26 protein-coding genes are annotated in these 25,244 nt (G+C 56.5%); 17 read left to right on the top strand and 9 right to left on the bottom strand.

What is annotated here, in order from left to right; genetic code table 11:
* Positions 1-11: 11 nt before the first annotated feature.
* The 4 genes from ABLV12_RS00715 to ABLV12_RS00700 form a co-directional block, all read right to left on the bottom strand.
* Positions 12-713: a molecular chaperone gene (locus tag ABLV12_RS00715; RefSeq protein WP_064397332.1), complete on the bottom strand. Its 702-nt coding sequence runs from the start codon at positions 711-713 to the stop codon at positions 12-14.
* Positions 714-1,002: 289 nt separating this feature from the next.
* Complete coding sequence (gene mrkA / locus ABLV12_RS00710; RefSeq protein ID WP_004105354.1) at positions 1,003-1,611, bottom strand: type 3 fimbria major subunit MrkA; 609 nt, start codon at positions 1,609-1,611, stop codon at positions 1,003-1,005.
* A gap of 393 nt (positions 1,612-2,004) precedes the next feature.
* Positions 2,005-2,727 (bottom strand): winged helix-turn-helix domain-containing protein, encoded by a 723-nt coding sequence (locus tag ABLV12_RS00705; protein ID WP_004105356.1) that lies wholly within the window; start codon positions 2,725-2,727, stop codon positions 2,005-2,007.
* A gap of 45 nt (positions 2,728-2,772) precedes the next feature.
* The gene (locus ABLV12_RS00700) at positions 2,773-3,084 is read right to left on the bottom strand and encodes an antibiotic biosynthesis monooxygenase (protein WP_004105358.1); all 312 of its coding nucleotides are present in this window, start codon (positions 3,082-3,084) and stop codon (positions 2,773-2,775) included.
* A 384-nt stretch (positions 3,085-3,468) separates the two neighbouring features.
* Here ABLV12_RS00700 and ABLV12_RS00695 point away from each other — a divergent pair, with 384 nt between their 5' ends.
* On the top strand, positions 3,469-3,678 hold the full coding sequence (locus ABLV12_RS00695) for a YdgH/BhsA/McbA-like domain containing protein (RefSeq protein WP_004105360.1): 210 nt from the start codon (positions 3,469-3,471) through the stop codon (positions 3,676-3,678).
* Between the two features lie 207 nt (positions 3,679-3,885).
* On the opposite strand, the gene ABLV12_RS00690 is transcribed toward ABLV12_RS00695, so the two are convergent.
* Positions 3,886-4,770 carry an EamA family transporter gene (locus tag ABLV12_RS00690; RefSeq protein WP_016808164.1) on the bottom strand — a complete coding sequence of 295 codons (885 nt, stop codon included), beginning with the start codon at positions 4,768-4,770 and terminating at the stop codon, positions 3,886-3,888.
* A gap of 80 nt (positions 4,771-4,850) precedes the next feature.
* On the opposite strand from ABLV12_RS00690, the gene ABLV12_RS00685 reads away from it, so the two are divergent.
* Positions 4,851-5,357 carry a MarR family transcriptional regulator gene (locus ABLV12_RS00685; RefSeq protein WP_004105364.1) on the top strand — a complete coding sequence of 169 codons (507 nt, stop codon included), beginning with the start codon at positions 4,851-4,853 and terminating at the stop codon, positions 5,355-5,357.
* A 268-nt stretch (positions 5,358-5,625) separates the two neighbouring features.
* Here ABLV12_RS00685 and ABLV12_RS00680 read toward each other — a convergent pair whose 3' ends face one another.
* Positions 5,626-6,087 carry an Lrp/AsnC family transcriptional regulator gene (locus ABLV12_RS00680; protein WP_348866720.1) on the bottom strand — a complete coding sequence of 154 codons (462 nt, stop codon included), beginning with the start codon at positions 6,085-6,087 and terminating at the stop codon, positions 5,626-5,628.
* 149 nt (positions 6,088-6,236) lie between these two features.
* Here ABLV12_RS00680 and ABLV12_RS00675 point away from each other — a divergent pair, with 149 nt between their 5' ends.
* The 11 genes from ABLV12_RS00675 (at position 6,237) to ABLV12_RS00625 (ending at position 17,650) form a co-directional block, all read left to right on the top strand.
* Entirely contained in the window at positions 6,237-6,848 is a 612-nt protein-coding gene (locus ABLV12_RS00675; protein WP_004105367.1) for a LysE family translocator, read from the top strand.
* Between the two features lie 540 nt (positions 6,849-7,388).
* Positions 7,389-7,994, top strand: a complete 606-nt coding sequence (locus ABLV12_RS00670) for a tyrosine-type DNA invertase (protein WP_004105369.1) — start codon at positions 7,389-7,391, stop codon at positions 7,992-7,994.
* 441 nt (positions 7,995-8,435) lie between these two features.
* Positions 8,436-9,062 (top strand): tyrosine-type DNA invertase, encoded by a 627-nt coding sequence (locus ABLV12_RS00665; RefSeq protein ID WP_004115180.1) that lies wholly within the window; start codon positions 8,436-8,438, stop codon positions 9,060-9,062.
* A 463-nt stretch (positions 9,063-9,525) separates the two neighbouring features.
* On the top strand, positions 9,526-10,071 hold the full coding sequence (gene fimA / locus ABLV12_RS00660; protein ID WP_004105373.1) for a type 1 fimbrial major subunit FimA: 546 nt from the start codon (positions 9,526-9,528) through the stop codon (positions 10,069-10,071).
* A gap of 72 nt (positions 10,072-10,143) precedes the next feature.
* On the top strand, positions 10,144-10,683 hold the full coding sequence (locus ABLV12_RS00655; protein ID WP_004105374.1) for a fimbrial protein: 540 nt from the start codon (positions 10,144-10,146) through the stop codon (positions 10,681-10,683).
* Positions 10,684-10,718: 35 nt separating this feature from the next.
* On the top strand, positions 10,719-11,444 hold the full coding sequence (locus ABLV12_RS00650; RefSeq protein ID WP_004105375.1) for a fimbria/pilus periplasmic chaperone: 726 nt from the start codon (positions 10,719-10,721) through the stop codon (positions 11,442-11,444).
* 73 nt (positions 11,445-11,517) lie between these two features.
* The gene (locus ABLV12_RS00645) at positions 11,518-14,154 is read left to right on the top strand and encodes a fimbrial biogenesis usher protein (protein WP_348866719.1); all 2,637 of its coding nucleotides are present in this window, start codon (positions 11,518-11,520) and stop codon (positions 14,152-14,154) included.
* Positions 14,155-14,164: 10 nt separating this feature from the next.
* Positions 14,165-14,695, top strand: a complete 531-nt coding sequence (locus tag ABLV12_RS00640) for a fimbrial protein (RefSeq protein WP_004115193.1) — start codon at positions 14,165-14,167, stop codon at positions 14,693-14,695.
* 12 nt (positions 14,696-14,707) lie between these two features.
* Positions 14,708-15,208: a fimbrial protein gene (locus tag ABLV12_RS00635; RefSeq protein ID WP_004105386.1), complete on the top strand. Its 501-nt coding sequence runs from the start codon at positions 14,708-14,710 to the stop codon at positions 15,206-15,208.
* 50 nt (positions 15,209-15,258) lie between these two features.
* Positions 15,259-16,185: a fimbrial protein gene (locus ABLV12_RS00630; protein WP_024274666.1), complete on the top strand. Its 927-nt coding sequence runs from the start codon at positions 15,259-15,261 to the stop codon at positions 16,183-16,185.
* Positions 16,186-16,213: 28 nt separating this feature from the next.
* Positions 16,214-17,650, top strand: a complete 1,437-nt coding sequence (locus tag ABLV12_RS00625) for an EAL domain-containing protein (protein ID WP_348866746.1) — start codon at positions 16,214-16,216, stop codon at positions 17,648-17,650.
* 47 nt (positions 17,651-17,697) lie between these two features.
* Here the strand turns inward: ABLV12_RS00625 and ABLV12_RS00620 are convergent, their stop codons facing one another.
* Both ABLV12_RS00620 and yjdI read right to left on the bottom strand, forming a co-directional pair.
* On the bottom strand, positions 17,698-17,970 hold the full coding sequence (locus ABLV12_RS00620; protein ID WP_004115198.1) for a GNAT family N-acetyltransferase: 273 nt from the start codon (positions 17,968-17,970) through the stop codon (positions 17,698-17,700).
* A gap of 11 nt (positions 17,971-17,981) precedes the next feature.
* The gene (gene yjdI, locus ABLV12_RS00615) at positions 17,982-18,212 is read right to left on the bottom strand and encodes a 4Fe-4S mono-cluster protein YjdI (RefSeq protein WP_004105390.1); all 231 of its coding nucleotides are present in this window, start codon (positions 18,210-18,212) and stop codon (positions 17,982-17,984) included.
* A 269-nt stretch (positions 18,213-18,481) separates the two neighbouring features.
* Here yjdI and ABLV12_RS00610 point away from each other — a divergent pair, with 269 nt between their 5' ends.
* From ABLV12_RS00610 to ABLV12_RS00595, 4 genes are read left to right on the top strand one after another with little or no spacing between them, the layout of a single operon-like run.
* Positions 18,482-18,754, top strand: coding sequence for a YtcA family lipoprotein (locus ABLV12_RS00610; protein ID WP_004105391.1), 273 nt, complete (start codon positions 18,482-18,484; stop codon positions 18,752-18,754).
* A 6-nt stretch (positions 18,755-18,760) separates the two neighbouring features.
* Entirely contained in the window at positions 18,761-19,789 is a 1,029-nt protein-coding gene (mdtN, locus tag ABLV12_RS00605) for a multidrug transporter subunit MdtN (protein WP_348866718.1), read from the top strand.
* A gap of 9 nt (positions 19,790-19,798) precedes the next feature.
* Positions 19,799-21,742: an FUSC family protein gene (locus ABLV12_RS00600; protein WP_348866717.1), complete on the top strand. Its 1,944-nt coding sequence runs from the start codon at positions 19,799-19,801 to the stop codon at positions 21,740-21,742.
* On the top strand, positions 21,739-23,223 hold the full coding sequence (locus ABLV12_RS00595) for an MdtP family multidrug efflux transporter outer membrane subunit (protein WP_160887164.1): 1,485 nt from the start codon (positions 21,739-21,741) through the stop codon (positions 23,221-23,223). Before ABLV12_RS00600 ends, ABLV12_RS00595 begins: the two co-directional genes overlap by 4 nt.
* A gap of 245 nt (positions 23,224-23,468) precedes the next feature.
* On the opposite strand, the gene ABLV12_RS00590 is transcribed toward ABLV12_RS00595, so the two are convergent.
* Entirely contained in the window at positions 23,469-25,019 is a 1,551-nt protein-coding gene (locus ABLV12_RS00590) for a peptide MFS transporter (protein ID WP_160887162.1), read from the bottom strand.
* Between the last annotated feature and the right edge of the window lie 225 nt (positions 25,020-25,244).

The raw sequence follows: 25,244 nt of genomic DNA, 5'->3' as shown, positions 1-25,244 counted from the left end.
GATCGTTTCCCTTATTTGACGGTAACTTTCACTGCGACGTCTGCGCCATAATCATTAATATTGTTAACGGTCAGGGTCTCACCTTTGCTCACCGCAGAAGAGAGGGCGATGGTCTGAATGGACTGCGGGGCAAGCATGACCGTTTTGCTATTCAGCGCTTTGCCGCCGTTACGGGAGATACGGCTTACGGTGATATAAAAGGGTGTTGGATTACCGATCGACAGGCTGCTGCCGTTAGCGGAGAGCGCTAATTTGTCTGCCGCCGCGTCGCGATTGCCTAAACCGGCAGGACGATAAATAAACTTAAAGCGCGAACGAATCGCCAGCTGCAGAATATTCTGTCCTTCATTTTTCTGGCTGGCCTCGACCGGCGGTATTTCCAGAAGATTCAGCCACCATAGCGTCTCTTTATCTTTAGCCAGTCCCGCATTGCTGCCGAGCTTAATACGCAGGGTCTGGCCGCTTTTCGCATCAACGCGGGAAATAGGCGGCGTGATAATAAATGGTGTGGTAATGGTATCCGGCGTCGCATCGGCATTACCGTTGTCCAGCCAGGCCTGCGCCAGCGCCGGACGGTCGGCGGTGTTAGAGAGCTGCACCGTTATTTCTTTTTCATTTCCTGGGTAAATAAAACGGGTGCCGTTAACAATAATATTGTTGGCATGGGCCGCAAAACTAAAAATGAAACAGAAAAAAAGGGCAATACGCTTCATGCTGACCTCAGAATAAAAAATAAGCGGCAGCAGTGGCCGCTTTATTATTGTTGTATACCCTCAATAATTCGAATTGCAGAAAGGCGGCAAGAGCGTGACAAATGCGTTCCCGACGAATTTGTCCAGCCGAAGGCTGGCCTTCGCTGAGAGGCAGGAGCCTCTCATTAATCCCCGGGAGCTTCCTCCAGTAAGTGACTGGGATGAGCGAGCGTCGCCAGCGCCTGTGCTATTCGAAAGATTACGGATATAAACCGCCCCGGCACGAGGCGGCTTTATCTCTCAGTCGATATTACTGATAAGTAATTTCGTAAGTCGCGTAGCTGTTAACCACACCGGTGGTGACAGTCGTCGGGGTGCTGGTAGCGTAGCCAACGTAGTAAGTGAAGCGCGCGCCGTCCTGAACGGCAGAAGCATCGCCGGTCGCTTTAGGCTGGGTGGCATCACCCGGGATGATTTTGTTGGTCAGCGCGGTCGCGTTGTCGGTGGACAGAACCAGCTGGATATTCTGCGCGCCAGCGGCTTCGGTGTTCGCCAGGTAGCCCTGCTGCTTAGCAGTAGCGCCGGCCAGCAGGTTACCGCCAGTCCAGTTCACGCCCAGTTTGCTCACATCGTCCTGTTTGGTACCGTCAGCGGCCTGGCAGTCAGACACATCGATAGTGAAAGATTTCGGTTTCAGATAGGTATCCGCAGCGGCGGCTTTAACTTCAGTTAAAGTCACCGGTGACAGATAAACGTTTGCATCGCTGCCCTGGCCATTTACGGAAACAGTACAAGATACATCGGTAACTTTACCGAAGAAATTAACCTGACCGCCGCCTACATTGGTATCAGCAGCATTTGCTGCAGCCATACCAAAAAACGCAGTCGCCATTGCAGCAGAGAGAAGAACCTTTTTCATTGCCATTTCCTTGTCAGAGTGAATTAAGTATCGATGAGCAAACAGTTAATTCGCACAAAAGTCAGAAGCGATTTGCGATGCTCACTTGTGCAACTGTTAATAGAAACTTCGACTGACCGGAAGCCGCAATATTTAAGGCGTCAGGAACGAATTCTAATAAAGAAATCGTCAAGGCTGTCGGCGTCAAAGAATGCTATTTTTCGCTGACAAATATACATATGTTCACGAGCTGTTAATCAATGTAACAGATAGCTGACAACTATTAATAATTCAGGATTGATAGCAAGAAACAAAGTTATTGTTATTTACACGGAAGGGGAAAAGACGATATGGAATTAACAATATAGCAACCTATATTGGCATAAAAACTATTTCCCCCCTGTCAGAACACTCTTAATCGCTCGCTGATCGGGTATTTTTCGCCAGCTGAAAATGCTGATGTAGCGCTCGCCATCCTGCTGACGTAATCGTCACTTCGCGGAATCCCGGGGTAGTGGTAAACCAGCCTTTCTGCAGACCGTGCTGCAGCAGCGCCGCGCCTGCCGCCCCACCGAGATGAAAGCGACGTTCGCTCCAGTCCAGGCAGCCGCAGCACGCTTTGCGCCGGGAGCCGCTCTTCGTCATTATCCCCAGGCGCGCAAACTGCGCTTCGCCGACGGGCGTCAGAGCAGTGCCATCAGGCGCTATCCACGCTTCGCGCAGCAGAAAATCATACAGTGATACCGCCACTTCGCCGGCCAGATGATCGTAACAGGTACGCGCGACGCGTAAATTAACCGGCGTTGCGGTGGACAGCGCCACCGCACGCTTGCCGGCCATGGTCATCATATTTTCCAGCAATCCGGCAACATCGCTACCGGCGAGGCGGTAGTAGCGATGGCGGCCCTGGGCAAGACACATCAGCAAACCGCTGCTGACCAGCCGGCTAAGATGCGCGCTGGCGGTGGAGGGGGAAATGTCGGCCACGGTGGAAAGCTCGGTAGCCGTCCACGCCCGGCCATCCATCAAGGCGCAAAGTATCTTCAACCGCGAGGCATCCGCCATTGCCGACGCCACTGCCGCCATCGCCAGGGCCAGCGATTCATCGTCTTCAATCCGCTCAACAGGTTTTAACATAGCGCCTCGCTTATTTTCCCAACGGCAAACTGCCGCCATATTACGTTAATCGGCATGTTGAGAACGATATTCGCGCAGCACCCGGGCAACCCGAATTTGATAGCAGGCGAAGATGCTCTCCCGTCCCTCTTTCTGCGCAGCCTGATGGCAAAGGTTGCGCCTCCACGCCAGTACCGCATCCTCATCCCGCCACCAGGAGAGCGACAGAATTTTGCCTGCCGCAGTCAGGCTTTGAAAACGCTCAATGGCAATAAAACCGTCAATATCGCTCAGCAGCGGCTTCAGCTCCGCCGCCAGCCTTAAGTAGCGCTCCTGGCTCGCCGGGGTAACCTCAGCTTCAAAGAGTACTGCAATCATACCGTCGTCCTCACGCAATCAGTGTAAAGGCCAGGATATCTTCTTTGCCGGGCTCAATGCTTCGCTGATGGGCGAAGTATGATGGCTTTTATTGCGCGAAAAACGCCCTACATATTCACAAAAGCAATAGTTAATAACCTGAAGAAAGCTAATCGCGCCTCTTTTGAAACTATTTTCTAAGGCCTGAAACAGGTCCAAAAAGAGAGCATCTATATGTTTTTATTGAAAATAAAAAAACCAAAATCAGCTAATTCATCATCATACCGTCACAAAAGTGTGATCTAAATCGCACTTTTTGCAACGCGCGTTATAGTTAGCAGACTTATTATAAGTCCATCGAAAGCAACCACGCTTTCCACCATAAAAGTTAAAAGGATAAACACCATGAAAAACGTAAAATTACTTGCCGCTGCCGGTATGCTGTCTCTGGTCTCTTTTGCTAGCTTCGCTCAGCCTGTTAGCGTAACCGCAGATACTCTGGACAACGCCGAAGCCAAAATCGCTGCCATTGCTAAAGACCAGGGTGAGTCTTACCACATTACCGAAGCTTATACCGGTAACCAGGTACATATGACCGCCGAGCTGTCTAAATAACCGAATGGTTGCAGAGGGAGCTGCCGGACAGGTCGCCTGAAGGCGGCTGGTCTGGCTCCCGCCACATAATAAGCACCCAGCAATGTCGAGCCCCTTGATGGGGCTTTTTTTGTTTTTGGCGAACAGTGAACCCGCAGCCCGGTTTGTGGGTTCACCGCCGTCTGCGGTGCAGTAGCCCGGACAGATGCGCAGCATCGCCTCCGGGATTTACCGACCCGCTGCAGCTCTCTTATTCGATAACGCGCGCTGAATCGACAGCACGCTGAATAGCACAATCACCAATCCCGCCAGCGCCAGCCCCTCAATTTTTTGTCCGAGGAAAACCCAGCCTAATAGTACCGCTGTCACCGGACTCAGCAGGCTCATTGCCGATACCGCTACCGGAGAAAGACGGCCAATACCGCGGAACCAGAGGCCATACGCGAGCATTGCCCCGGCAACGCACAGCCACAAATAACCCGCCGCCTGAGTCAGCGTTACCTGATGCAGCGGCGGATCGACCAATAACGCAATCGGCGCCAGTACAATACCGCCAATCAGCAGCTGCCAGCCTGTCAGGGCAATAACCGGCAAGGCGATCGCCCAGCGCCGCGACAGCCAGGTCCCAAGCGCCATACTCATCGCCCCCAGAAATGCCGCGCCGATCCCAAGCGGATCGAGCGTCATTTGCGGCGATAGCAGCAACATCGCCATTCCCACGATCCCCGTCATTGCTGATAGCACCGCGAGCCAGGGCGATCGCTGACGATCGACGCACCATGCCAGCAGCATCACCAGCAGCGGCTGGATAGCGCCAATCACCGCCGCCAGTCCGCCCGGCAGCCGATAAGCGGCAATAAACAGCAGCGCCTGGAACGCGCCGATATTCAGGATCCCGGTGACAATCAGTTTCCACCACTCGCCGCGCAGCGGGAGGCGACGGCTCCAGATCAGCAGGGCGATCCCGGCCGGCAGCACCCGCAGCAGCGCGGCGATAAACGGTCTATCGGGCGGCAGGAACTGCGAGGTGACAATATAGGTGCTGCCCCAGATGGCGGGCGCCAGCGCGGTTAAGAATAGATCTACAACAAGGTTGCGCGAAACAAAGGCCATGATTTTATCTTCATATCAAGGTAAATTATGGCCTAAGTATGTATCGATATTTATCTTGATATCAAGACAAGTAGGCATTAATGGACAAATCACCGCAGACCGACGCCGTGGATCGCATTCTTGAACAGTGGAAACGGGAACGTCCCGATCTCGATTGCACTCCAATGGGACCGTTCGGTCGTCTGAAGCGCTGCGCACTGCTGCTGGAACCGCGCATTGAAGCGGCTTTTCTTCGCCATGATTTAGTACGCTGGGAGTTTGACATGCTGGCGACTTTGCGACGGGCGGGCGATCCGTTCGTGCTGTCGCCAACCCAGCTCTTTTCAACGTTAATGATCACCTCCGGCACCATGACCCATCGTCTTAAGGCGCTGGAAAAACGAGGGTTTATTCGCCGACTGCCAAACCCGGACGATGCGCGCAGCATGCTGGTCGCGCTGACGCCTGAGGGGCGGAAGTTAATCGACAGAGCGGTGGAGAGCCACGTGGAAAATGAACGGCAGCTGCTGGATGGCCTTTCTGCGGGGCAGCGCCAGCAGCTTGATGAAGCGCTGACGGTGTTTATGCGTCTGCTGGAAAAAGAGTAATACCACTCTGCTTTGACAGGGTGCTCATACTGCTGCCGGCTCACCTTTGATGACGCATCACCGTTATTTCCCCGGAGGCGATGCTGCGCATCTGTCCGGGCTACCGGCCCGCAGATAGCAATGAACCTGCGCATCTGTCCGGGCTACCGGATCGCAGACGGCAATGAATCTGTAGCCCGGGCAAGGCGCGTGAGCGCCGCCCCCGGGGCTGCATGCAGAACGGCTGAATTTCCCCGGAGGCGATGCTACGCATCTGTCCAGGCTGCGGTTACCCATTACCGAGCGGAAAAGGGCGATCCTGCACGACCGTCTTCATGACCAATGTCGAACGTAAATGCTGCACGCCGGGCATTGCGGAGAGTTTATCATCGTACAGCTTCTGGAAGGCCGGAAGATCGCGCGTCACCACATGCATCAGATAGTCCGGATCGCCAAACAGACGCTGCGCCAGCACGATTTGCGGGATATCTTCGACCGCTTCCTCAAACGCGCTTACCGCTTTTTTGTCCCCCTCTTTTAGCGTCGCGAAGACGATGGCCAAAAAGTTGAAGCCCATTTTGGCCGGATCAAGGTTGGCCCGATAGCCGGTAATCACCCCCTCCTGCTCCAGCGTGCGCAGCCGGCGATGACAGGGCGAAAGACTGAGATTCACCCGTTCGGCCAGCTCGGTTATCGATAGTCGCCCGTCGGCCTGCAGCTCAGCAAGAATTTTTCGATCGATGCTATCCATTTGGAATATTTTCCCTCAGATTTCCCTTCCAGAGCATAACATTGAAAGCTCATTGCGCAATAAACCCGATATTCTTTTCCTCAAATAATCGCCGCTTTACGAGGGAAAACGATGAGAAACTGCCATCAACACGCAGGGGTGCGCTGGCCATGGAAATGAGCTTTATCGCCAGCTTTTGGCTGGTTTCCTTTCTGCTGATCATCACGCCGGGGGCTGACTGGGCCTACACCATCAGCGCAGGGATCAACGGTCGGCGCGTGATACCCGCCGTCGCCGGACTGATGTCCGGTCACCTGCTGGCCACGCTGATCGTCGTCGCCGGAATCGGCGTGTTAATCGCCGGCCACCCGCTGGCGCTATCGACGATTACCCTGCTGGGCGCGGGCTATCTGATGTGGCTGGGGATCGCTATTTTGCGCCATCCGCCAACGCCAGGCACACAGCAATACAGCGCGGATAGCTGGAATCGCTGGGCGATTAAGGGGCTATGCATTAGCGGCCTCAATCCAAAAGTCTTTCTTCTGTTTCTGGCCCTGCTGCCGCAGTTTACCGACCCCCAGGGAAGCTGGTCGGTCGCGCAGCAGATGTCGGCGCTGGGCGGTATTCACCTTATCACCTGCACGCTGGTCTATTTACTGGTCGGCTACGGTGCCAAAGCGCTGTTAGCGACCCGGCCTCAAATCGCGCAAAAGGTCAGCATCGCTTCGGGGGTGATGATGGTCGCCATAGCCGCCCTGCTGTTTCTGGAGCAGCTGAGGTAGCCTGCCATATAAGGCGCGAGCGCGTGTCCTGTTCGCGCCACGGCATTATTACGGCAAAAACGCATTGCTGTACGGTTATTTTGCATTCGTCATCACCCCACTCTAAATTAGCCAATGCGCATCTCTCGCTTCCTTATCAGCCAGATTTTTTGGCTACGCAACCCTCCGATATACCCCCCTCTTAGCGGCAGTTAAGGTTTATCTCATATGAAATAAAACAATTCTTAACGCTCCCCACAATTGTTGCGCTTCCTGTTTTCCCTATTCATAAGATGGTTTTTGCAGTATGGTTAACATTATTAGAAGTTATATACTGCTGCCTACCCAGTTAAGGAGAAAAAGAATGAGCAGGATATGGGCCCTACCCCAAACCGCAACGCCGAATATATATATAAAAATAAGAACTGCCTGTCCAAAAGAAGTCATATCGCTTAAATATTGCCAGCAGCAGCAATAAATAATGCACATGCAGCCGAATCTTATCATTATCTTATGATGGCCAAAAAGTGCGCTCGCCGGCTGTATAATAAAGGGAACTCAATGAAAAGCAATGCTATTTTAAAAAAAAGGAACTTCCTGACTCACAATGAAATAGAGTCATTGCTCAAAGCGGCCAACAGTGGTGCACATGCCACGCGCAATTATTGCCTGACATTATTGTGTTTTATTCACGGATTACGCGCCAGTGAAATATGCCGCCTGCAAATTTCCGATATCGACCTTAGTTCTAAATGTATCTATATTCACCGGCTTAAGAATGGATTTTCGACAACGCATCCTTTGCTAAATAAAGAAATCCGCGCATTAAAAAACTGGCTACAGGTCCGCGCCTCGTACCCGCAGTCCGACAGCGAATGGTTATTTCTCTCACGAAAAGGTAATCCTTTGTCTCGCCAGCAGTTTTATCAGATTATTTCCGCCTCTGGTGATAATGCCGGGCTATCGCTCGAAATTCATCCGCATATGCTCCGTCATTCATGCGGCTTCGCCCTGGCCAACATGGGCATTGATACCCGCCTTATCCAGGACTACCTGGGCCACCGCAACATTCGCCATACCGTATGGTATACCGCCAGTAACGCTGGCCGTTTCTATGGTATCTGGGACGAAAGCAGAGACAGACAGCGGAGCCCTGTTCTGCCGTAATGCTCGATGCCAGGGAGGGCGTCAAAATAACCGTCAGGCAGCGGTAAACATTAAAAAAAATTAACCATGCGGTGTTTATGATTATTGTTCCGGCAAGTTCACAGCGCAACGATGATTTATCTTATTACCCCCGGGCATGGCCCTGCATATAAATGCATCAACGCCCTTCCGTTTAAAATAGCCGCAACCATGCTTTTTTCCTTTTAATTTTATGCACCTGAAAAAGAACCGCGGTCCAGAGGTTGTCGCCATCAATAAAATCTATAAGAATAAGATTTATCATCTGTAATATTCTGCACCACAGCCGCTACAATGTCATTATTCAACTATGCTTAAGCCCCTTCGTATAATACGCGATTAACCTTGCGGATTATTTGTGAGCGCCCCCTGCGGTCAGCAGGGTCGTGTTAATTTTCAAGATCATATCAGGAGTTATTTATTGTGAACCGACGTCGTTTTCTTACTGGTAAAGAAGTTCAGGCGATGATGCTGGCAGCCCGCCACGGGCAAACGGGAGAGCGGGATTACTGTCTAATCCTGCTCGCTTTTCGTCATGGTATGCGCATTAGCGAATTACTCGATCTGCACTACCGCGACCTCGATCTTGTCGAAGGCCGCATCAATATTCGACGGCTGAAGAATGGATTCTCCACCGTACATCCTCTGATGGTCGATGAATGTGACGCTATCAGGCGCTGGAGTCAGGTACGCGGCGCCTGGAAAGGCGCGCAAAAAACCGATGCGCTGTTTATATCGCGACGCGGTACGCCGCTTTCGCGTCAGCAGGCCTACCGCATCATCCGCACCGCTGGCGTAGACGCTGGCACGGCTACCCATACTCACCCGCATATGCTGCGCCATGCCTGCGGTTACGAACTGGCGGAGAGAGGGGCCGACACCCGCCTTATTCAGGACTATCTCGGCCATCGAAACATTCGCCATACCGTACGCTATACGGCCAGCAACGCCGCGCGATTCGCCGGACTCTGGGAGCGCAACAACCTGATGGAGTGGAATTTACAAAATCAGAGAATGGAAAATAAGTGTTTGATAAATAAAGGGAAATAACTTACCGAACAGGTCAATTGGGGCCAAACTGTGTGCATCATAAAAATATTCAGTAACCTTTTGCAACCATCGAATGCATCAAATAGGGGGTAAAAACCAATATCACTTTGATTAACAATGTTTTTTTATTTTTAATCTTTTCCAGAAACGTCCTTCTTTCCGCTGCCCATCCTTCCCGGCCACGCGTTGCCGATAGCCATCCATGGCTTATCAAGCCTTAACGATATCGATTTTTATGTCGTTAAAAAATAATAAAACAGATTAAAAAACCAAATAAACACTCAAATCATCATAATTTCAGTCAATTACGTCAACGAGTCAAAATGGCCCCAAATGTCTCATTTTTTGGGTGAAAAACATGCAGAACCGCAGCCGAATATATCGGCTGAAATATGAAATACCTGGAGGTCATGATGACGGCCAGATCGGTTCGTAATCCCGATATTGTTCAAAGGAAAACAACATGAAAATCAAATCACTGGCAATCGTTGTTCTGTCAGCCCTGTCTCTGAGCTCCGCGGCGGCGCTGGCCGACACCACGGTAAATGGCGGCACGGTGCATTTTAAAGGGGAAGTCGTCAACGCAGCCTGCGCCATTGACGCGGGTTCAATCGATCAAACCGTTCCAATGGGCCAGGTACGTTCGGCGAAACTGGCGACTGCGGGCAGCACCAGCACGGCTGTCGGCTTCAATATCCAGCTGAACGATTGTGACACCACCGTTGCCACCAAGGCCTCCGTCGCCTTCACCGGCACCGCGATTGACAGCACCAACACCACCGTACTGGCGCTGCAAAGCTCGGCGGCAGGCAGCGCGACTAACGTCGGCGTGCAGATCCTTGACCGTACCGGTACACCGCTGGCGCTGGATGGCGCAACCTTCGGCGCAGCTTCCACCCTGAACGATGGCACCAACATCATTCCGTTCCAGGCTCGCTACTACGCGACTGCCGCTGCCACTGCCGGTACCGCTAACGCTGACGCCACCTTTAAAGTGCAGTACCAGTAATTTTTTCATCAGGCAGGGACGCGCGCCGGGCCAGGAAGGCCCGTTATCCATAACGGAATTCGGGTGATAACGATGCAAAGGATGAAGTCAGGTCTGTTGATATTTTTGCTCCCGCCGCTGGCGCTGGCCGGTAACCAGTGGAACGTCACGCTGCCCGGCGGAAACATGCGCTTTCAGGGGATCATTATTGCCGAGTCCTGCCGCGTTGAAGCGGGCGACCGGCAGATGACGGTCAACATGGGGCAGATCAGCAGCAATCGGTTTCATTCGGCCGGAGAAGACACCAATCCCGTCCCCTTCGATATCCACCTGCAGGAGTGCAGTACCGCCGTCAGCCAGCGCGTTGGCGTGGCCTTTCACGGCGTCGCCGATGGTAAAAACCCGGACGTGCTCTCAGTGGGCGAAGGACCGGGGATAGCGACCGGCGTGGGCGTCGCTCTGTTTGATAAAGACGACCAGCCAATCCCACTGAACGGCCCTCCCGCCGCCTGGACAAGATTGTATACCGGGCCAACCACATTGCATTTTGTAGCGAAATACCGGGCAACAGGGCATCAGGTCACCGGAGGCGCGGCCAACGCTCAGGCCTGGTTCTCCCTGACCTACCAGTAATTAATCAGCAAACGAACCGAAAACAGGAAACGACGGTGACGATAAAAGGGGTAAACGTGAGAACAACACTGGCGATAACGCGCGGTTTACTGGCGGGAGCGCTGATGATAGCCGCCATGGGATTTACCGCTCGCGCCGAGGCTGGCGTGGCGCTGGGGGCGACCCGCGTCATCTATCCTGCCGGGCAAAAGCAGGTTCAGCTGGCGGTCACCAACAACGACGAAAAGAGCACTTATTTGATTCAGTCATGGGTGGAGAATGCCGACGGCGCGAAGGACGGCCGCTTTGTCATCACCCCGCCGCTGTTCGCCATGCAGGGAAAAAAAGAGAATACCCTGCGCATCATTGATGCCACCAGCAACCAGCTGCCGCAGGATCGGGAAACGCTGTTCTGGATGAACGTCAAAGCGATCCCGTCGATGGATAAATCAAAGCTCAGCGACAACACTCTCCAGCTGGCGATCATCAGCCGCATCAAGCTCTATTACCGTCCGGCAAAGCTGGCGCTGCCGCCGGATCAGGCTGCGGAAAAGCTGAAATTTCGCCGCGGCGCAGGCACGCTTACGTTGATCAACCCCACCCCCTACTACCTGACGGTCACCGAACTCAACGCCGGTACCCGGGTGCTGGAAAATGCGCTGGTTCCGCCGATGGGTGAAGCCAGCGTTAAATTACCCGCCGATGCAGGTCGCGAGATTACATACCGGACGATTAACGACTACGGCGCGCTGACCCCGCGGATGCAGGGCGCTACGCAATAACTGACGGGAGACCGCGTTCTCCCGGAAATAAAAATAAGAACTGACAGCCGGGCGACTTTGGACCGGAGGGACTATGTCACATCTGAAATATGGACTCGACGATCTGGGCTCCGGACGTAAAAGCAGCCACGGGCCGGGGAATGCGCGCGCTTTCGCTCAAATCACGCTGGCTCTGTTACTTGCGGCACCGATCTTTTCCGTGCAGGCGGAGCTCTATTTTAATCCACGTTTTTTAGCGGATGACCCTGCCGCCGTGGCGGACTTATCAGGATTTGCCAACGGCCAGGAGGTCCCTCCGGGAACCTATCGCGTCGATATTTACCTCAATGACGGGTTTATGACTACCCGCGATGTCACTTTTAATAGTAGCGAAAGCGATCGCTCGCTGGTCCCCTGCCTGACGCGCGGGCAGCTGGCCGGGATGGGCGTCAACACGACATCCATTAAAGGGATCGGCGCTCTGGCATCCGATGCCTGCGTACCATTAACCGAAACCATCAAGGACGCCACTACCCGCTTCGATGTCGGCCTGCAGCGGCTGTACCTGACCGTACCCCAGGCGTTTATGGGCAACCGCGCCCGCGGCTATATTCCGCCCGAACTCTGGGACCACGGGATTAACGCCGGGCTGCTGAACTACAACTTCACCGGCAACAACGTCCATAACGACATCGGCGGCAGCAGCAACTACGCGTACCTGAACCTGCAGAGCGGGCTGAATCTCGGCGCCTGGCGTCTGCGCGATAACACCACCTGGAGCTACAGCAGCAGCGGCAGTTCGTCGACCAGTGAAAACAAGTGGCAGCACGTCAATACCTGGCTGGAGCGCGACATCACCGCGCTGCGCTCGCGTCTGACCCTGGGCGACAGCTACACCAACGGCGACGTCTTCGACGGCATTAACTTCCGCGGCGCGCAGCTCGCCTCCGATGACAACATGCTGCCGGACAGCCAGAAGGGATTTGCCCCGGTTATCCACGGGATTGCCCGCGGCACCGCTCAGGTGTCGGTGAAGCAGAACGGCTATGAGATCTACCAGAGCACGGTGCCCCCCGGCCCGTTCACCATCAACGATCTCTACTCCGCCGGCAACGGCGGCGACCTGCAGGTGACCATCAAAGAGGCCGACGGCAGCAGCCAGGTTTTCACCGTCCCTTACTCGTCCGTGCCGGTGCTCCAGCGCGAGGGCCATACCCGCTATGCGGTCACCGCCGGGGAGTACCGCAGCGGCAGCAATCAGCAGGAAAAACCGAAATTTTTCCAGAGCACCGTAATGCGCGGTCTTCCGGCGGGCTGGACCCTGTACGGCGGCACCCAGCTGGCGGACCGCTACCGCGCCTTTAACCTCGGCGTCGGCAAAAACATGGGGGAGCTGGGGGCGCTATCGATGGATATCACCCAGGCCAACGCCACCCTGCCCGATGACAGCGAACATCAAGGGCAGTCGGTGCGTTTCCTCTATAACAAGTCGCTGACGGATACCGGCACCAACATTCAGCTGGTGGGCTACCGCTACTCGACGCGCGGCTATTTCAGCGTCGCCGACACCACCTATAACCGGATGAGCGGCTACAACGTCGAGACCCAGGACGGCGTGGTGCAGATGAAGCCGAAGTTCACCGATTACTACAACCTCGCGTACAACAAGCGCGGCAGGGTACAGCTCAGCGTCACCCAGCAGCTGGGGCGTACCGCCACGCTCTACCTGAGCGGTAGCCACCAGACCTACTGGGGAACCAGCAGCGCCGACCAGCAGCTCCAGGCCGGGCTTAACGCCGCCGTCGACGATATCAACTGGACCCTGAGCTACAGCCTGACCAGAAACGCCTGGCAGCAGGGCCGCGACCAGATGCTGGCGCTCAACGTCAGTATCCCGTTCAGCCACTGGATGCGTTCCGACAGCACCTCCGCCTGGAGAAACGGTAACGCCAGCTACAGCATGTCCAACGATCTGAACGGCAGGACCACCAGCCTTGCCGGCCTGTACGGCACGCTGCTGGAGGACAACAACCTGAGCTACAGCGTACAGACCGGCTACGCCGGCGGCGGCGATGGCAACAGCGGCGGCACCGGATACGCGGCGCTGAACTACCGCGGCGGCTACGGTAACGCCAACGTCGGCTACAGCCGCAGCGACGGTATCAAACAGCTCTACTACGGCCTGAGCGGCGGCGTGCTGGCCCACGCTGACGGCGTCACCCTGAGCCAGCCGATGAACGACACGGTCGTGCTGATCAAAGCCCCCGGCGCGGATGGCGTGAAGGTAGAAAACCAGACCGGGGTACGGACCGACTGGCGCGGCTACGCCGTTCTGCCCTACGCCACCGAATACCGGGAAAACCGGGTGGCGCTGGACACCAATACGCTGGCCAATAACGTCGACCTTGATGATGCGGTGGTCAGTATTGTGCCCACCCACGGGGCGATTGCGCGCGCCGAATTTAAGGCCAGCGTCGGCATGAAGCTGCTGATGACGCTGACTCACAACGGTAAACCGGTTCCTTTTGGCGCCATAGCCTCGGCTGTCGATAGCCAGGCCAGCAGTATCGTCGCCGATAACGGCCAGGTCTACCTGAGCGGGATGCCGCTGGCGGGCAAGGTGCGGGCGAAATGGGGCGAAGGTCCGAACGCCAGCTGTGAGGCCAGCTACAGCCTGCCGCCGGAAAGCCAGAACCAGGCGTTAAGCCAGCTGTCGGCAGCGTGCCGCTAAGGAAACCATGATGATGAGAAAAAACCTGTATCTGCTGGGCGCCATACTCTCTCTGGTCTCCTTCAGCACCCCTGCCGCCGATAGCACCATCACGATTAGCGGATATGTCAGGGATAACACCTGCGCCGTCGCAGGTGAGTCAAAAGATTTTACCGTCGATCTGATGAATAACGCCGCCAAACAGTTTAATGCCGTCGGCACGACCACGCCGCTGGTGCCGTTTCGCATCGTGCTGTCGCCCTGCGGCGGCTCCGTCACCGCGGTTAAAGTCGGCTTTACCGGCATAGCGGACAGCGACAACACCAGCCTGCTTAAGCTGGACAGTGGCGTATCGGCAGCGTCCGGCATCGGCGTGCAGATCCTTAACGGCAGCCGGGCGCCCCTGGTACTCAACGCCCCCTCGTCAAACATCGCGTGGACCACGCTGAAACCCGGGCAGACCAACACCCTCAACTTCTACGCCAGGCTGATGGCCGCGCGCGTCCCGATTACGGCAGGACACGTTAATGCCACCGCAACCTTCACGCTTGAATTTCAGTAACCGGAGGCTGAAATGAAATGGACTCATGCACCCTGGCTGCTGGCGGTAATGATGGCCTTCGCCAGCGCCCCCCGCGCCGCCGACGTGACCATTACCGTTAACGGTAAAGTGGTGGCCAAACCCTGCACCATCGCCACGCCGAAGGCCACCGTTGACCTTGGTGATTTATACACCTTTAACATGCTTTCACCCGGCTCGGCATCAGGCTGGCATGACGTCACCCTCGATCTCAGCAACTGTCCGGTCGGCACCTCGCGGGTCACCGCCACCTTCAGCGGAACGGCGGACAGCACGGGCTACTACAAAAATCAGGGAACGGCGGGCAACCTCCAGCTGGAATTGCAGGATACCAGCGGCGCCCGGTTTAACAACGGCACAAGCAAAACGGTGGCCGTCAACGATGCCACGCAATCCACCCGCTTTCCATTGCGCGTCAGGGCGCTGACGGTTAACGGCGGACCAACGCAAGGAACAATCCAGGCGGTGATTAACGTCACCTACACCTGGCTATAAGGCAGGAGAACGTTATGAATCAGCGGATTACCGCTCCCCGTAGATGTCGTATGGCGCTGGTCAACGCGCTGTGGCTGGCGCTTGTGTTAGCGGGCTTTTCCACCAGCGTCAGGGCTTATACCTGCTACGACTCCACCGGCACCATATTAAACAGCGATACCGGCGGGAAAGTATCCAACGTCTACGTTAACCTGCAGCCAAGCCTCGGAGCGGGGCAGAACCTTGTCGTCGACTTATCCAGCTCGATTTTTTGTAAAAATGACGCGCCGGACAGGCGAAACGACATGGTAAGCATGCTACAGGGCTCGGCCTATAGCGGCCTGCTGACCAATTTTACCGGTTCTTTAAAGTACTACGGAGTTAGCTATAGCTTCCCGCTAAACTCCCCGACCGCCAGCCATAATTTTACTTCCGGCAACTACACCAGCTGGAATACCCAGCTCTACCTGACGCCAATATCCACCGCCTCCGGGCTGGCGATAAGCGCCGGCTCGCATATCGCCACGCTGGTTATGTATCAGGTGGGTTCCGATATCAACGGCGGCGGTAACGTTCGTACCTCTAAATTTACCTGGAACATCTATGCCAACAATAGCGTGATTATCCCCACGGGCGGCTGCGATGTTTCCGCTCGCAACGTCACGGTAACGCTGCCTGAGTACCCGGGTTCGACCGCTGTTCCGCTCACGGTACGCTGCGGGCAAAATCAAAAGATAGGTTTTTACCTCTCCGGCACCACGGCGGATAGCGCCAACAGCGTGTTCACCAATACCTCTTCCGCCTCACCGGCCCAGGGGATAGGCGTTCAGCTATTGCGCAATGGCACTATTCTGCGCTCAAACAGTACCGTCTCTATGGGAACCGTGGGTACCTCCGCGGTCAACCTCGGACTCACCGCAACCTATGCGCGAACCAGCGGCCAGGTCACCGCGGGCAACGTGCAATCCATTATTGGGGTGACCTTTGTTTACCAGTAACGCGCCCGCGGCGCGCGGCAGAGCGGGAGTGGACTATATCCTTTCGCCCTGCTCGCTGGTCGCCGATGGATTAGTCAAAGTGATGATGGCCAGCGGCATGCGGCCCGTTGTGCTGCCGTCGGATACGCAGATGCTTCCCGGCGACACGGGCATTCGCCGCCTTATCGTTTTTCTGCCGGAAACCCCGGCCAGGCTGCTCACCACCCTGCAGCAGGCCGCTGCGTTTCTTGAACACTCCGCGACGCCGCTGCCGATGCTGATCCTCAGCCGCAGCCCGGCCAGCTGGCTGTGGCATACGCTGCTGCATCAGGTCATCGATCACCGTTTGCTTGCCGAAGTGCGCACCGCCGCCTCGGACCTGCCCGTCCCCAGCCTGACCGCGGTGCTGCAGGACTATATTTTGCAAAGATATCCTTCACTTAAACAGCTGGCCGACGAAGAGATTCGCCTCGGCGGAAAGCGCCCTGGCGGGCTCACCCGGCCGGAGCTAAATGCCATTCTCGGTCTACTCAGCGGATACAGCGTCAACGCCCAGGCAAAGCGCCGCGGCATTAGCCACAAAACGCTTTATAACCAGCGAACGGCAGGACTGAAAAAAATGGTGGAACATCATCCTCAGCTGGCAACCCGATTCCCCGGCAGCCAGACCAAAGGCCAGAAGATCCAACCGGATGCTGCGCTTTCCGCCTTCGAGCGCGAATTTGTCCACGCCATTCACTGTCGGCAAATTTTCCCGGTATTCCAGCCCATCACCGATGGTCGGATGCAGCTAAAAGGGTTGGAGATCCTCTGTCGCTGGCGGCAAAAGGGACAGGTTATGCTGCCGGGCGAGTTTTTGCCGCAGGTACATTCCGCGTATGCCTGGCTGGTGTTGACCGCCTTTGTGATTCGCGAGGCCGTGGAGAATATTAATCTGCACTCCGGAGAGTTTTATTTCTCGGTCAATATTCCCGCTGCTATCGCCAGCAATGACAACCTGCTCCGGATGGTGGAGACCGCGCGCCAGCAGCTGCGTCAGCCCCATATGTCTTCGAGGCTGGTACTGGAATTTGCTGAAACCCTGGACCTCAACCTGCAGAGTAAAATTGCCGACAATATTTCCCGGCTACGCAAGCAGGGCTTTACCATTATGCTGGATGACTGCTTTTCACAAAGCAGCGTCATGTTTCCGGTACGATCGGTCAGGTTCAGCGCCTATAAGCTGGATATGAGCATCGTCAACGACATACAGCGCGATCCTCACGCCCTGGCCCTAATCAAAAGTCTGCTCTACTACTGTCAGCTAACCGGTAGCCGCTGTGTTGCCGAAGGCGTGGACAGTCTGGATAAATTCAACCGACTGAAGGCGCTGGGGATCGACCGTTTTCAGGGTTATTTCATCTCGCCGCCGGTGGAGCGGGAAAACGTCAGTGACCTTATCCACCAGCTTTTATCCGGCCGCGATCTGAACCTTATCGCCGGGTAACACGGCATCAGATAAAAAGGTGGCGCCAGCGCGCTGGCGCATTTATTTCAGGCGCGAATATCGTCGTACTCGCGGGTATGATCAAATTCATGTTTGGCAAACGGGCATAGCGGAATAATTTTACGCTGCTCGCCGCGCATTTTTTCCACCACTTTCGCCACCAGCTTTTTTCCCACGCCCTGGCCTTTCAGACTGGGGTCGACGTCAGTGTGTTCAATAATGCTGAGGTGCTCGCCCGTAGGCACGAAAACAATTTCCGCCACCTGCTTCCCGTCGGCGTCATTGACGTAAAACTTGTTATGACCTTCCAGTATTTCCATCATTTCCTCGCTTATTTTTGGCGATACTTCAGCGCGCCGCTCGGGCAGGTATCAATAACCTTGACCACCGTGGCCACGTCCACTTCATCCGGGACGATCCACGGTTTACGTTTCAGGTTGAAGAGCTTCGCGCTACCGCGTACGCAGTTACCCGAGTGCTGGCAGATATCGGTATTAAAGTAGACATCTATTTTCTCTCCGGTATAGGCGCGGTAGCCCGCTTGCAGTAATTCTTTATCCATGACATTGCCTCAGTTCTGACTATTTTTTATAGTCCTGGCTCTAAGCATAGCCCTGCCAGCCACCGCCGACTATCGGCGACACGCGAAATTTTATTTCGCCCACCGCTGGTCGTTAATGCAGAATGAATGATTTTCTATGCAGGTGTTATCCATAGAAAATATCCTGTTTATCGATGGAATACAGACGCTTCTGTTCTCTCCGCCTTTTATTTCCCCGACAGTGAGATTAAACTCATTTCACCTTAATCCGAGCACTCAGGTATTTCGTCTTGAATCGCATTGTTAAGCTGGCGGGCCCTGCGCTCTTATTTTCGCTATTTACGCTCTCCGGCTGCTCATTATCCCCGGCGATTCCGGTTTTAGGCGCAGCATTTCCCGGCTGGTTCTTCTGCTTATTAGGCGCCGCGCTGTTACTTATTCCCTGCCATATCCTGATTGTGCGTCAAGGATGGCAATCGCGATTTTCTCCACTGGTCTTCAGCTATCTGGCGCTGATGTTCCTGTTCGCCACGATTCTGTGGTTCCTGTTCTTCGTAAACTAGATCCCTATGACCGAATCCCGCTCAAGCGTTATCCGCAAAAAATGGCCCCTGCTGGCGCTCGTTCTCGCCGCGATCGTGGCGCTGATTCTGGTTATCTGGCAGCTGCAAACCTCGCCGGAAACCAACGATGCTTACGTTTATGCCGACACCATCGACGTGGTGCCGGAAGTGAGCGGGCGGATCGTCGAAATGCCGATTCGCGACAATCAGCGGGTGAAAAAAGGCGATCTGCTGTTCCGCATCGACCCGCGTCCCTACCAGGCGATGCTTGATGATGCCAAGGCGCGGCTGACCACGCTTGATGCGCAGATTATGCTGACCCAGCGCACGATCAAAGCGCAGGAGTACAACGCGCAGTCGGTCAACGCCGCCGTTGAACGCGCTAAAGCGCTGGTTAAGCAGACCACCTCTTCACGCATACGCCTTGAGCCGCTGGTACCGCAGGGGTTTGCCTCACAAGAAGATCTGGATCAGGCGCGAACGGCCGAAAAAGCGGCGCGCGCCGAACTGGAGGCCACCCTGCTGCAGGCGAAACAGGCTTCCGCGGCCGTGACCGGCGTTGATGCCATGGTGGCGCAGCGCGCGGGGATCCTGGCGCAAATTGCGCTGGCCGAGCTACATCTCGAATTTACCGAAGTGCGCGCGCCGTTTAACGGCGTGGTGGTGGCGCTGAAGACGACGATCGGCCAGTACGCCTCGGCCCTTAAGCCGGTCTTTACCCTGCTGGATGACGACCACTGGTACGTGGTGGCAAACTTCCGCGAAACCGACTTGCAGAGTGTTCGGCCCGGCGTTCCGGCCAGAATTACCGTAATGACCAACCATGGCCGCACCTTCGAGGGCGTAGTCGACTCGGTCGGCACCGGCGTTCTGCCCGACGGCGGCAGCGTCATTGAAGGCCTGCCGGTTATTCAGAAGAGCATCAACTGGGTCCATGTCTCCCAGCGCTTCCCGGTTAAAATCGCCGTCAAAGATCCCGACCCGAACCTGTTTCGCATGGGCGCTTCCGCCAGCGCCGTTCTCCAGCCGCAATAAGGAGACGGCATGCAAAGCTTGTGGCCGTTTCTGACCCGGGAACTCCGCGATGCGCCGGGGCGGGCGAACTATACCCTGCGCCTGACGCTCAGCTGTGCGGTGCTGATTGTGCTGTTTATGACGCTGCATATTCCCTTCCTCGCCGTGGCGCTGATCGTGGTGTTTTACGTCAGCCAGCCTAACGTCCTGATGATTAAGCTGGTCAGCGTGGTTTTCGTGGTGACCGTCAGCGTCGCCCTGGGCGGCGTACTGCTGATTATTAAGTGGACCTATGACTATCCGCTAATTCGCCTGGTTGCCTCGGTGATCCTGTTCTTCTGTGCGATTTACCTGATGCGGGTCCTCGGCAAGCTGGGGCTGGCGTTTTTCGTGGTGGCGCTGGCAGTCATCTACGCCCAGACCTTCCCGTCGATGACCAGCCAGAGCGAAATTCTGGTACGCCTGCTGCTGTGGCTATGGGTGGCGATTAACACCGCTATTCTGGTGACGTTGCTGGTCAACGCCTGTTTCCAACAGGCGTTCCCCGGATATCAGTTTAAAGCCCGGCTGGTGGTCATGCTGCGCCAGACGGCGCGGATTCTTAGCCAACCGGATGGCGGGGCGCCGCAACCCTCCTTTAAAGTGATCGCCGGCCAGTTTAACCAGTTGCAGTCCCTGTACCAGCAAGCCGCCCGCGCCACGCCGGAGATTGCCGCCAGCCCGCAGGCCTGGCAATCGCTGATGGCCGCCGCGCTGCGCTGCTACCATTTAACGGCGCTGCTACAACCGGGCCGCGACCATTCCGATGCGCGCCAGCGGATAGCCCGCGAGCTGAACGCGCTGGCGGATAATCTGCCCAGCCCCACGGCGGCGGATATGGAGCCGTTGATGGTCCCGCGCGATAGCGATAACAGCGCTATTTTGCAGGAGATCGCCGAGGTGCTGGCGCGGCTGACGCGCGGCGAAACCATCGCGTTACCGCAGGGTGAAGTGGAAAAAGCGCCGCTGCTGCTGCCGGACGCGTGGTCCAATCCGGTCTATCTGCACTTTGCCCTGAAAACGCTGCTGGCGACGCTGCTGTGCTACGTTTTCTATACCGCCGCAGACTGGCAGGGCATCCACACCATTATGCTGAGCTGCGTCATTGTCGCCCAGCCGGGTCTGGGCGCTACCATGCAGAAAACGTGGCTGCGCATCGGCGGCGCGCTGCTGGCGACGCTGATTGCGCTGCTCCTGATCGTCTTTGTGCAGCCCTGGACCGACTCGCTGAGCGGCCTGCTGGCGATGACCCTGCCGGTGTTCGCGCTGGCCGCGTGGATTGCGGCAGGCTCAGAGCGCATCGCCTACGCCGGGATCCAGATAGGTTTCACCTTTGCGCTGGCATTCCTCAGCTGGTTTGGCCCGCTCAGCAACCTTACCGAACTGCGCGACCGGGTTATCGGTATCCTGCTCGGCGTGCTGGTCTCCTCGATTGTACATCTCTATTTATGGCCGGATAGCGAAGCCCCGCAGCTCAAAGCGCGTCTGGCGCAGCTTTATCGCCAGCTGGCGCAGACCCTCTCCTCAAGCGACGATGAGGTTCAGCTGGTACCGCTATTTGCCGCGCTGACCGAGAGCGAAACCTTAATCAACCGGGTAGCCGCCGAGCCGCTGGGAACCTACGCCCACCCGTGGCCGGAAGCCAAAAACTGGCCGGTGCGGGCGACGTTCCATCAGGCGGAAGAGATCCTGCGCCTCAGCGAAGGCTATCGTCTGTACGCCGCGCCGGGGGATACTTTTTTACCCCGCTGCGCCCGGCGGCTTGAAGGCTACGCTGCCGATATCGACGCGCAGCAAACTGCCGTAGAACGCCCTCAGGCGCTTCTCCCGGACCCGGCGAATCCATTTGGCGCGCCGCTGGTCAACGCGCTGGCCGCTCTGCCGGCGTGGCCATTTGCGTCTTCCGATATTCCGCGACAGGCAATGCAATCATGATTAAAACCTCTACTCTCCCGCACGCCGTGCACTCCCCGGTGTTTGCCTTCGCCCTGACGCTGTTAACCGGGTGCGCATTAATTCAGGACGATCCCGGCCAGGTTTCGCTGGTCAATCCGCAGCAGGCCGAGCTGGCGCAGGTGATCCATCTGGCGAATAGCGGCTGGCCGACGGCGCGCTGGTGGGAAGGCTATCAGGATCCGCAGCTAAATATGCTGGTCAATCGCGCGCTGCAGAACTCCCCCACCATGCAGGCGGCGCGGCTGCGTATTTCGCAATCGCAGTCCACGGTCGAGCTGGCGCAGTCGGCAATGGGCGTGCAGGCCACCGCCGTGGCGGCGCAAAACCGTCTGCGGGTCACCAATAAACAGTTCACCTGGCCCTACTCCTTCTCCCTGCCGGTGGATAAAAACGGCCCCTGGTACACGCTGAATACGGTTGGCGTCGGGGCGACGCTGAATATCGATTTATGGGGCGCCGACCGCGCCCGCGTTGCCGCCGCGATTGGCGAAAAGAACGCCCGCCAGGCGGAGACCGCCGGCATCGAGCTGGATCTTGCCAGCAGCGTGGCCCAGCTCTATTTCGCGATGCAGGCAACTTTCCAGAAAATCGCATTACTTAATCAGCTGGAGGCCATCGCCAGGCTCTCGGTGCAGGCGCATGAGCATCGTACCGCGCGCGGCGTGGAGGATAGCGTCGATGTCGCCAACGCCCAGGCAGAGCTGCTGGCGGCGCAGCAGCAGGTGATTACGGCGCAGGGGACGCTGACGCAGTATCGGGAAACGCTGCGGGCGCTGATTGGCGCCGATGCGCATAGCATGCCGGAGATTCATCCCGTGCCGCTGCCGGCGCTGCAGGAAACGCTCCCGGATTCGCTTTCATTTGAACTGCTGGCCCGTCGCCCGGATCTGCAGGCGCTGCGCGGCTACGTCAGCGCTTCGATGAACCAGGTGGACGCGGCAAAAGCGGCGTTTTACCCGCACTTCGATATCAAAGCCTTCTGGGGCTACAACGCGCTGAGCGTCGGCGATCTGTTTAAGTCCTCATTCCAGCAGATCAACCTGCTGCCGGGGCTCTATTTGCCGTTGTTTGACGGCGGGCGCTTAAACGCCAACCTGAAATCGACGCGTACGGCGAGCAATATTTTAATTAAGCAGTACAACCAGGCGGTGCTGGACGCGGTGCGCGACGTGGCGATTAGCTCCAGCCAGTTGAACGATTTGAACCAGCAGGCCGCGCTGCAGCAGCAGAAAGTCGCGGCGGCGATGATGACCACCCGCAGCGCCAGCGCGCACCATCAGCGCGGACTGGTCAGCTACTATGCGGCGCAGGAGGCGCGTCGTCCGGCCATCGCGCAGCAGCTTTTGCTGCTGGATATCGAGGCCCAGCGGCTCAGCACCGATATCACCTTGATTAAAGCCCTGGGCGGCGATTACCGCGGCCCGGCGGTGGCGTCCGCAGGGAAAGAAGTGGCGCAATAGCCGTGAATTTCCCTACTCGCGCCAGGCTCTGCTCCCGGGGGCGGCGCTTAACGAGCCTTGCCCGGGCTACAGGTTCACCACCGTCTGCGGACCGGTAACCCCCACCATTCACCGCCGTCTGCGAGCCCCATTCACCGCCGCCTGCAGGTCTGGTAGCCCGGATAAGGCGCTTCGCGCCGCAATCCGGGGTTTGGCCAATAAAAAGCCGGCGCAGAGCGCCGGCTTTTTATTTACCGCTTTCGCCGTCAGGTATTCGCCGCCGGTTTTTGCTCGCTGAATTTGGTGTTTTCCAGCATCCGTCGCACCGGAACAATCAGCAGGCACAGCACCGCGGCGCAGATCAGCAGCGCAATGGAGCAGCGTGCAAACAGGTCAGGCAGCATATCCAGCTGATCGGCTTTCACGTGACCGCCAATCAGACCCGCAGCCAGGTTCCCCAGGGCGCTGGCGCAGAACCACAGCCCCATCATCTGGCCGCGCATTCTTTCCGGCGCCAGCAGAGTCATGGTCGCGAGACCAATCGGACTGAGGCACAGCTCGCCCAGCGTCAGCATCAGAATGCTGCCCACCAGCCACATCGGCGAAACGCCCGCGCCGTTGTTGCTCAGGACATTTTGCGCCGCCAGCATCATCAGGCCAAAGCCCGCCGCCGCGCACAAAATACCGATAACAAACTTGGTGATGCTGCTCGGACGTACGTTTTTGCGCGCCAGCGCAGGCCAGGCCCAGCTAAATACCGGCGCCAGCAGAATGATAAACAGGGCATTGATCGACTGGAACCACACCGCCGGGATCTCGAACGAGCCGATCGTACGGTTGGTATAGTCGTTAGCGAACAGGTTAAACGAGGTCGGTTTCTGCTCAAACGCTGACCAGAAAAAGGCCGCCGAAATCAGCAGGATAAAGCATACCAGCAGGCGGGCGCGCTCTTTACGGCTCAGCCCGGCGAAGACGAACAGGTAGATAAAATAGAGCACCACCGACGCCGCAATCACGTAGACCAGCACGCTGGCCACCGCCACCGGGTTAATCACGATAACGCCCTGGGCAATCAACGCGACAATAACCGCTACGCCTACCGTCAGCGCCAGTAGCCATGCGCCGACGCCGTTTCGTTTCACTACCGGGCTGTTCCAGGTGGAATCGAGGCCGACTTCGCTGTCATAGCGTTTCATCGCCGGGACGGCAAAGACGCGGAAGATTATCAGCGCGACCAGCATCCCGATGCCGCCGATGCCAAAGCCCCAGTGCCAGCCGTGGGATTTGATCAGCCAGCCGGAGATCAGCGGGGCGATAAACGAGCCCATGTTGATGCCCATGTAGAACAGCGAGAAGCCGCCATCGCGGCGCGCATCGCCTTTCTTGTACAGCGTACCAACCATCACCGAAATACAGGTTTTGAACAGGCCGGAACCGAGCACGATAAACATCAGGCCGATAAAGAACAGGCTATCGCCCATCACCGCCGACAGCGCGATGGAGAGATGGCCCAGCGCGATCAGTATCGAACCATACCAGACCGCTTTTTGTTGCCCGAGCCAGTTGTCCGCCAGCCAGCCGCCGGGCAGCGCGGCAAGATACATGGTCCCGGCAAAAATCCCGACAATGGCCGAAGCGTTCTCACGCGCCAGCCCCATCCCGCCGTCATAGACGGTGGCCGCCATAAACAGGATCAGTAATGGACGAATGCCGTAAAACGAGAACCGTTCCCACATTTCGGTGAAAAACAGCGAACCGAGCGGGTAAGGATGACCGAAAAAGGTCCGAGATTCATTTTTATTAACAGAGGAATGCATAACTTCTCCCAAAGATGTCCGCAGCGCTTTAGCGCAGCGGAAAGCGTGTTGGCCTTTTATACACAAGGCCAATCATTCACATTTAATGTGACGTTATTTAACCATTTGATAACCTAATAATGGTCCTGTCTAGTCCCTTCCCCCAACTTTTTAGATGAAAAGTCGACAAACGTCTACTTTTACAGATTTAAAGTTGGCGGGAGAGGAAATGTGATTGACATCATA

The sequence above is a fragment of the Klebsiella sp. CN_Kp100 genome, assembly GCF_040065315.1.
Classification (GTDB): Bacteria; Pseudomonadota; Gammaproteobacteria; order Enterobacterales; family Enterobacteriaceae; genus Klebsiella; species Klebsiella oxytoca.
Note: the sequence above shows the minus strand (reverse complement) of the source record. Positions and strands in the feature narration are given on the sequence as shown.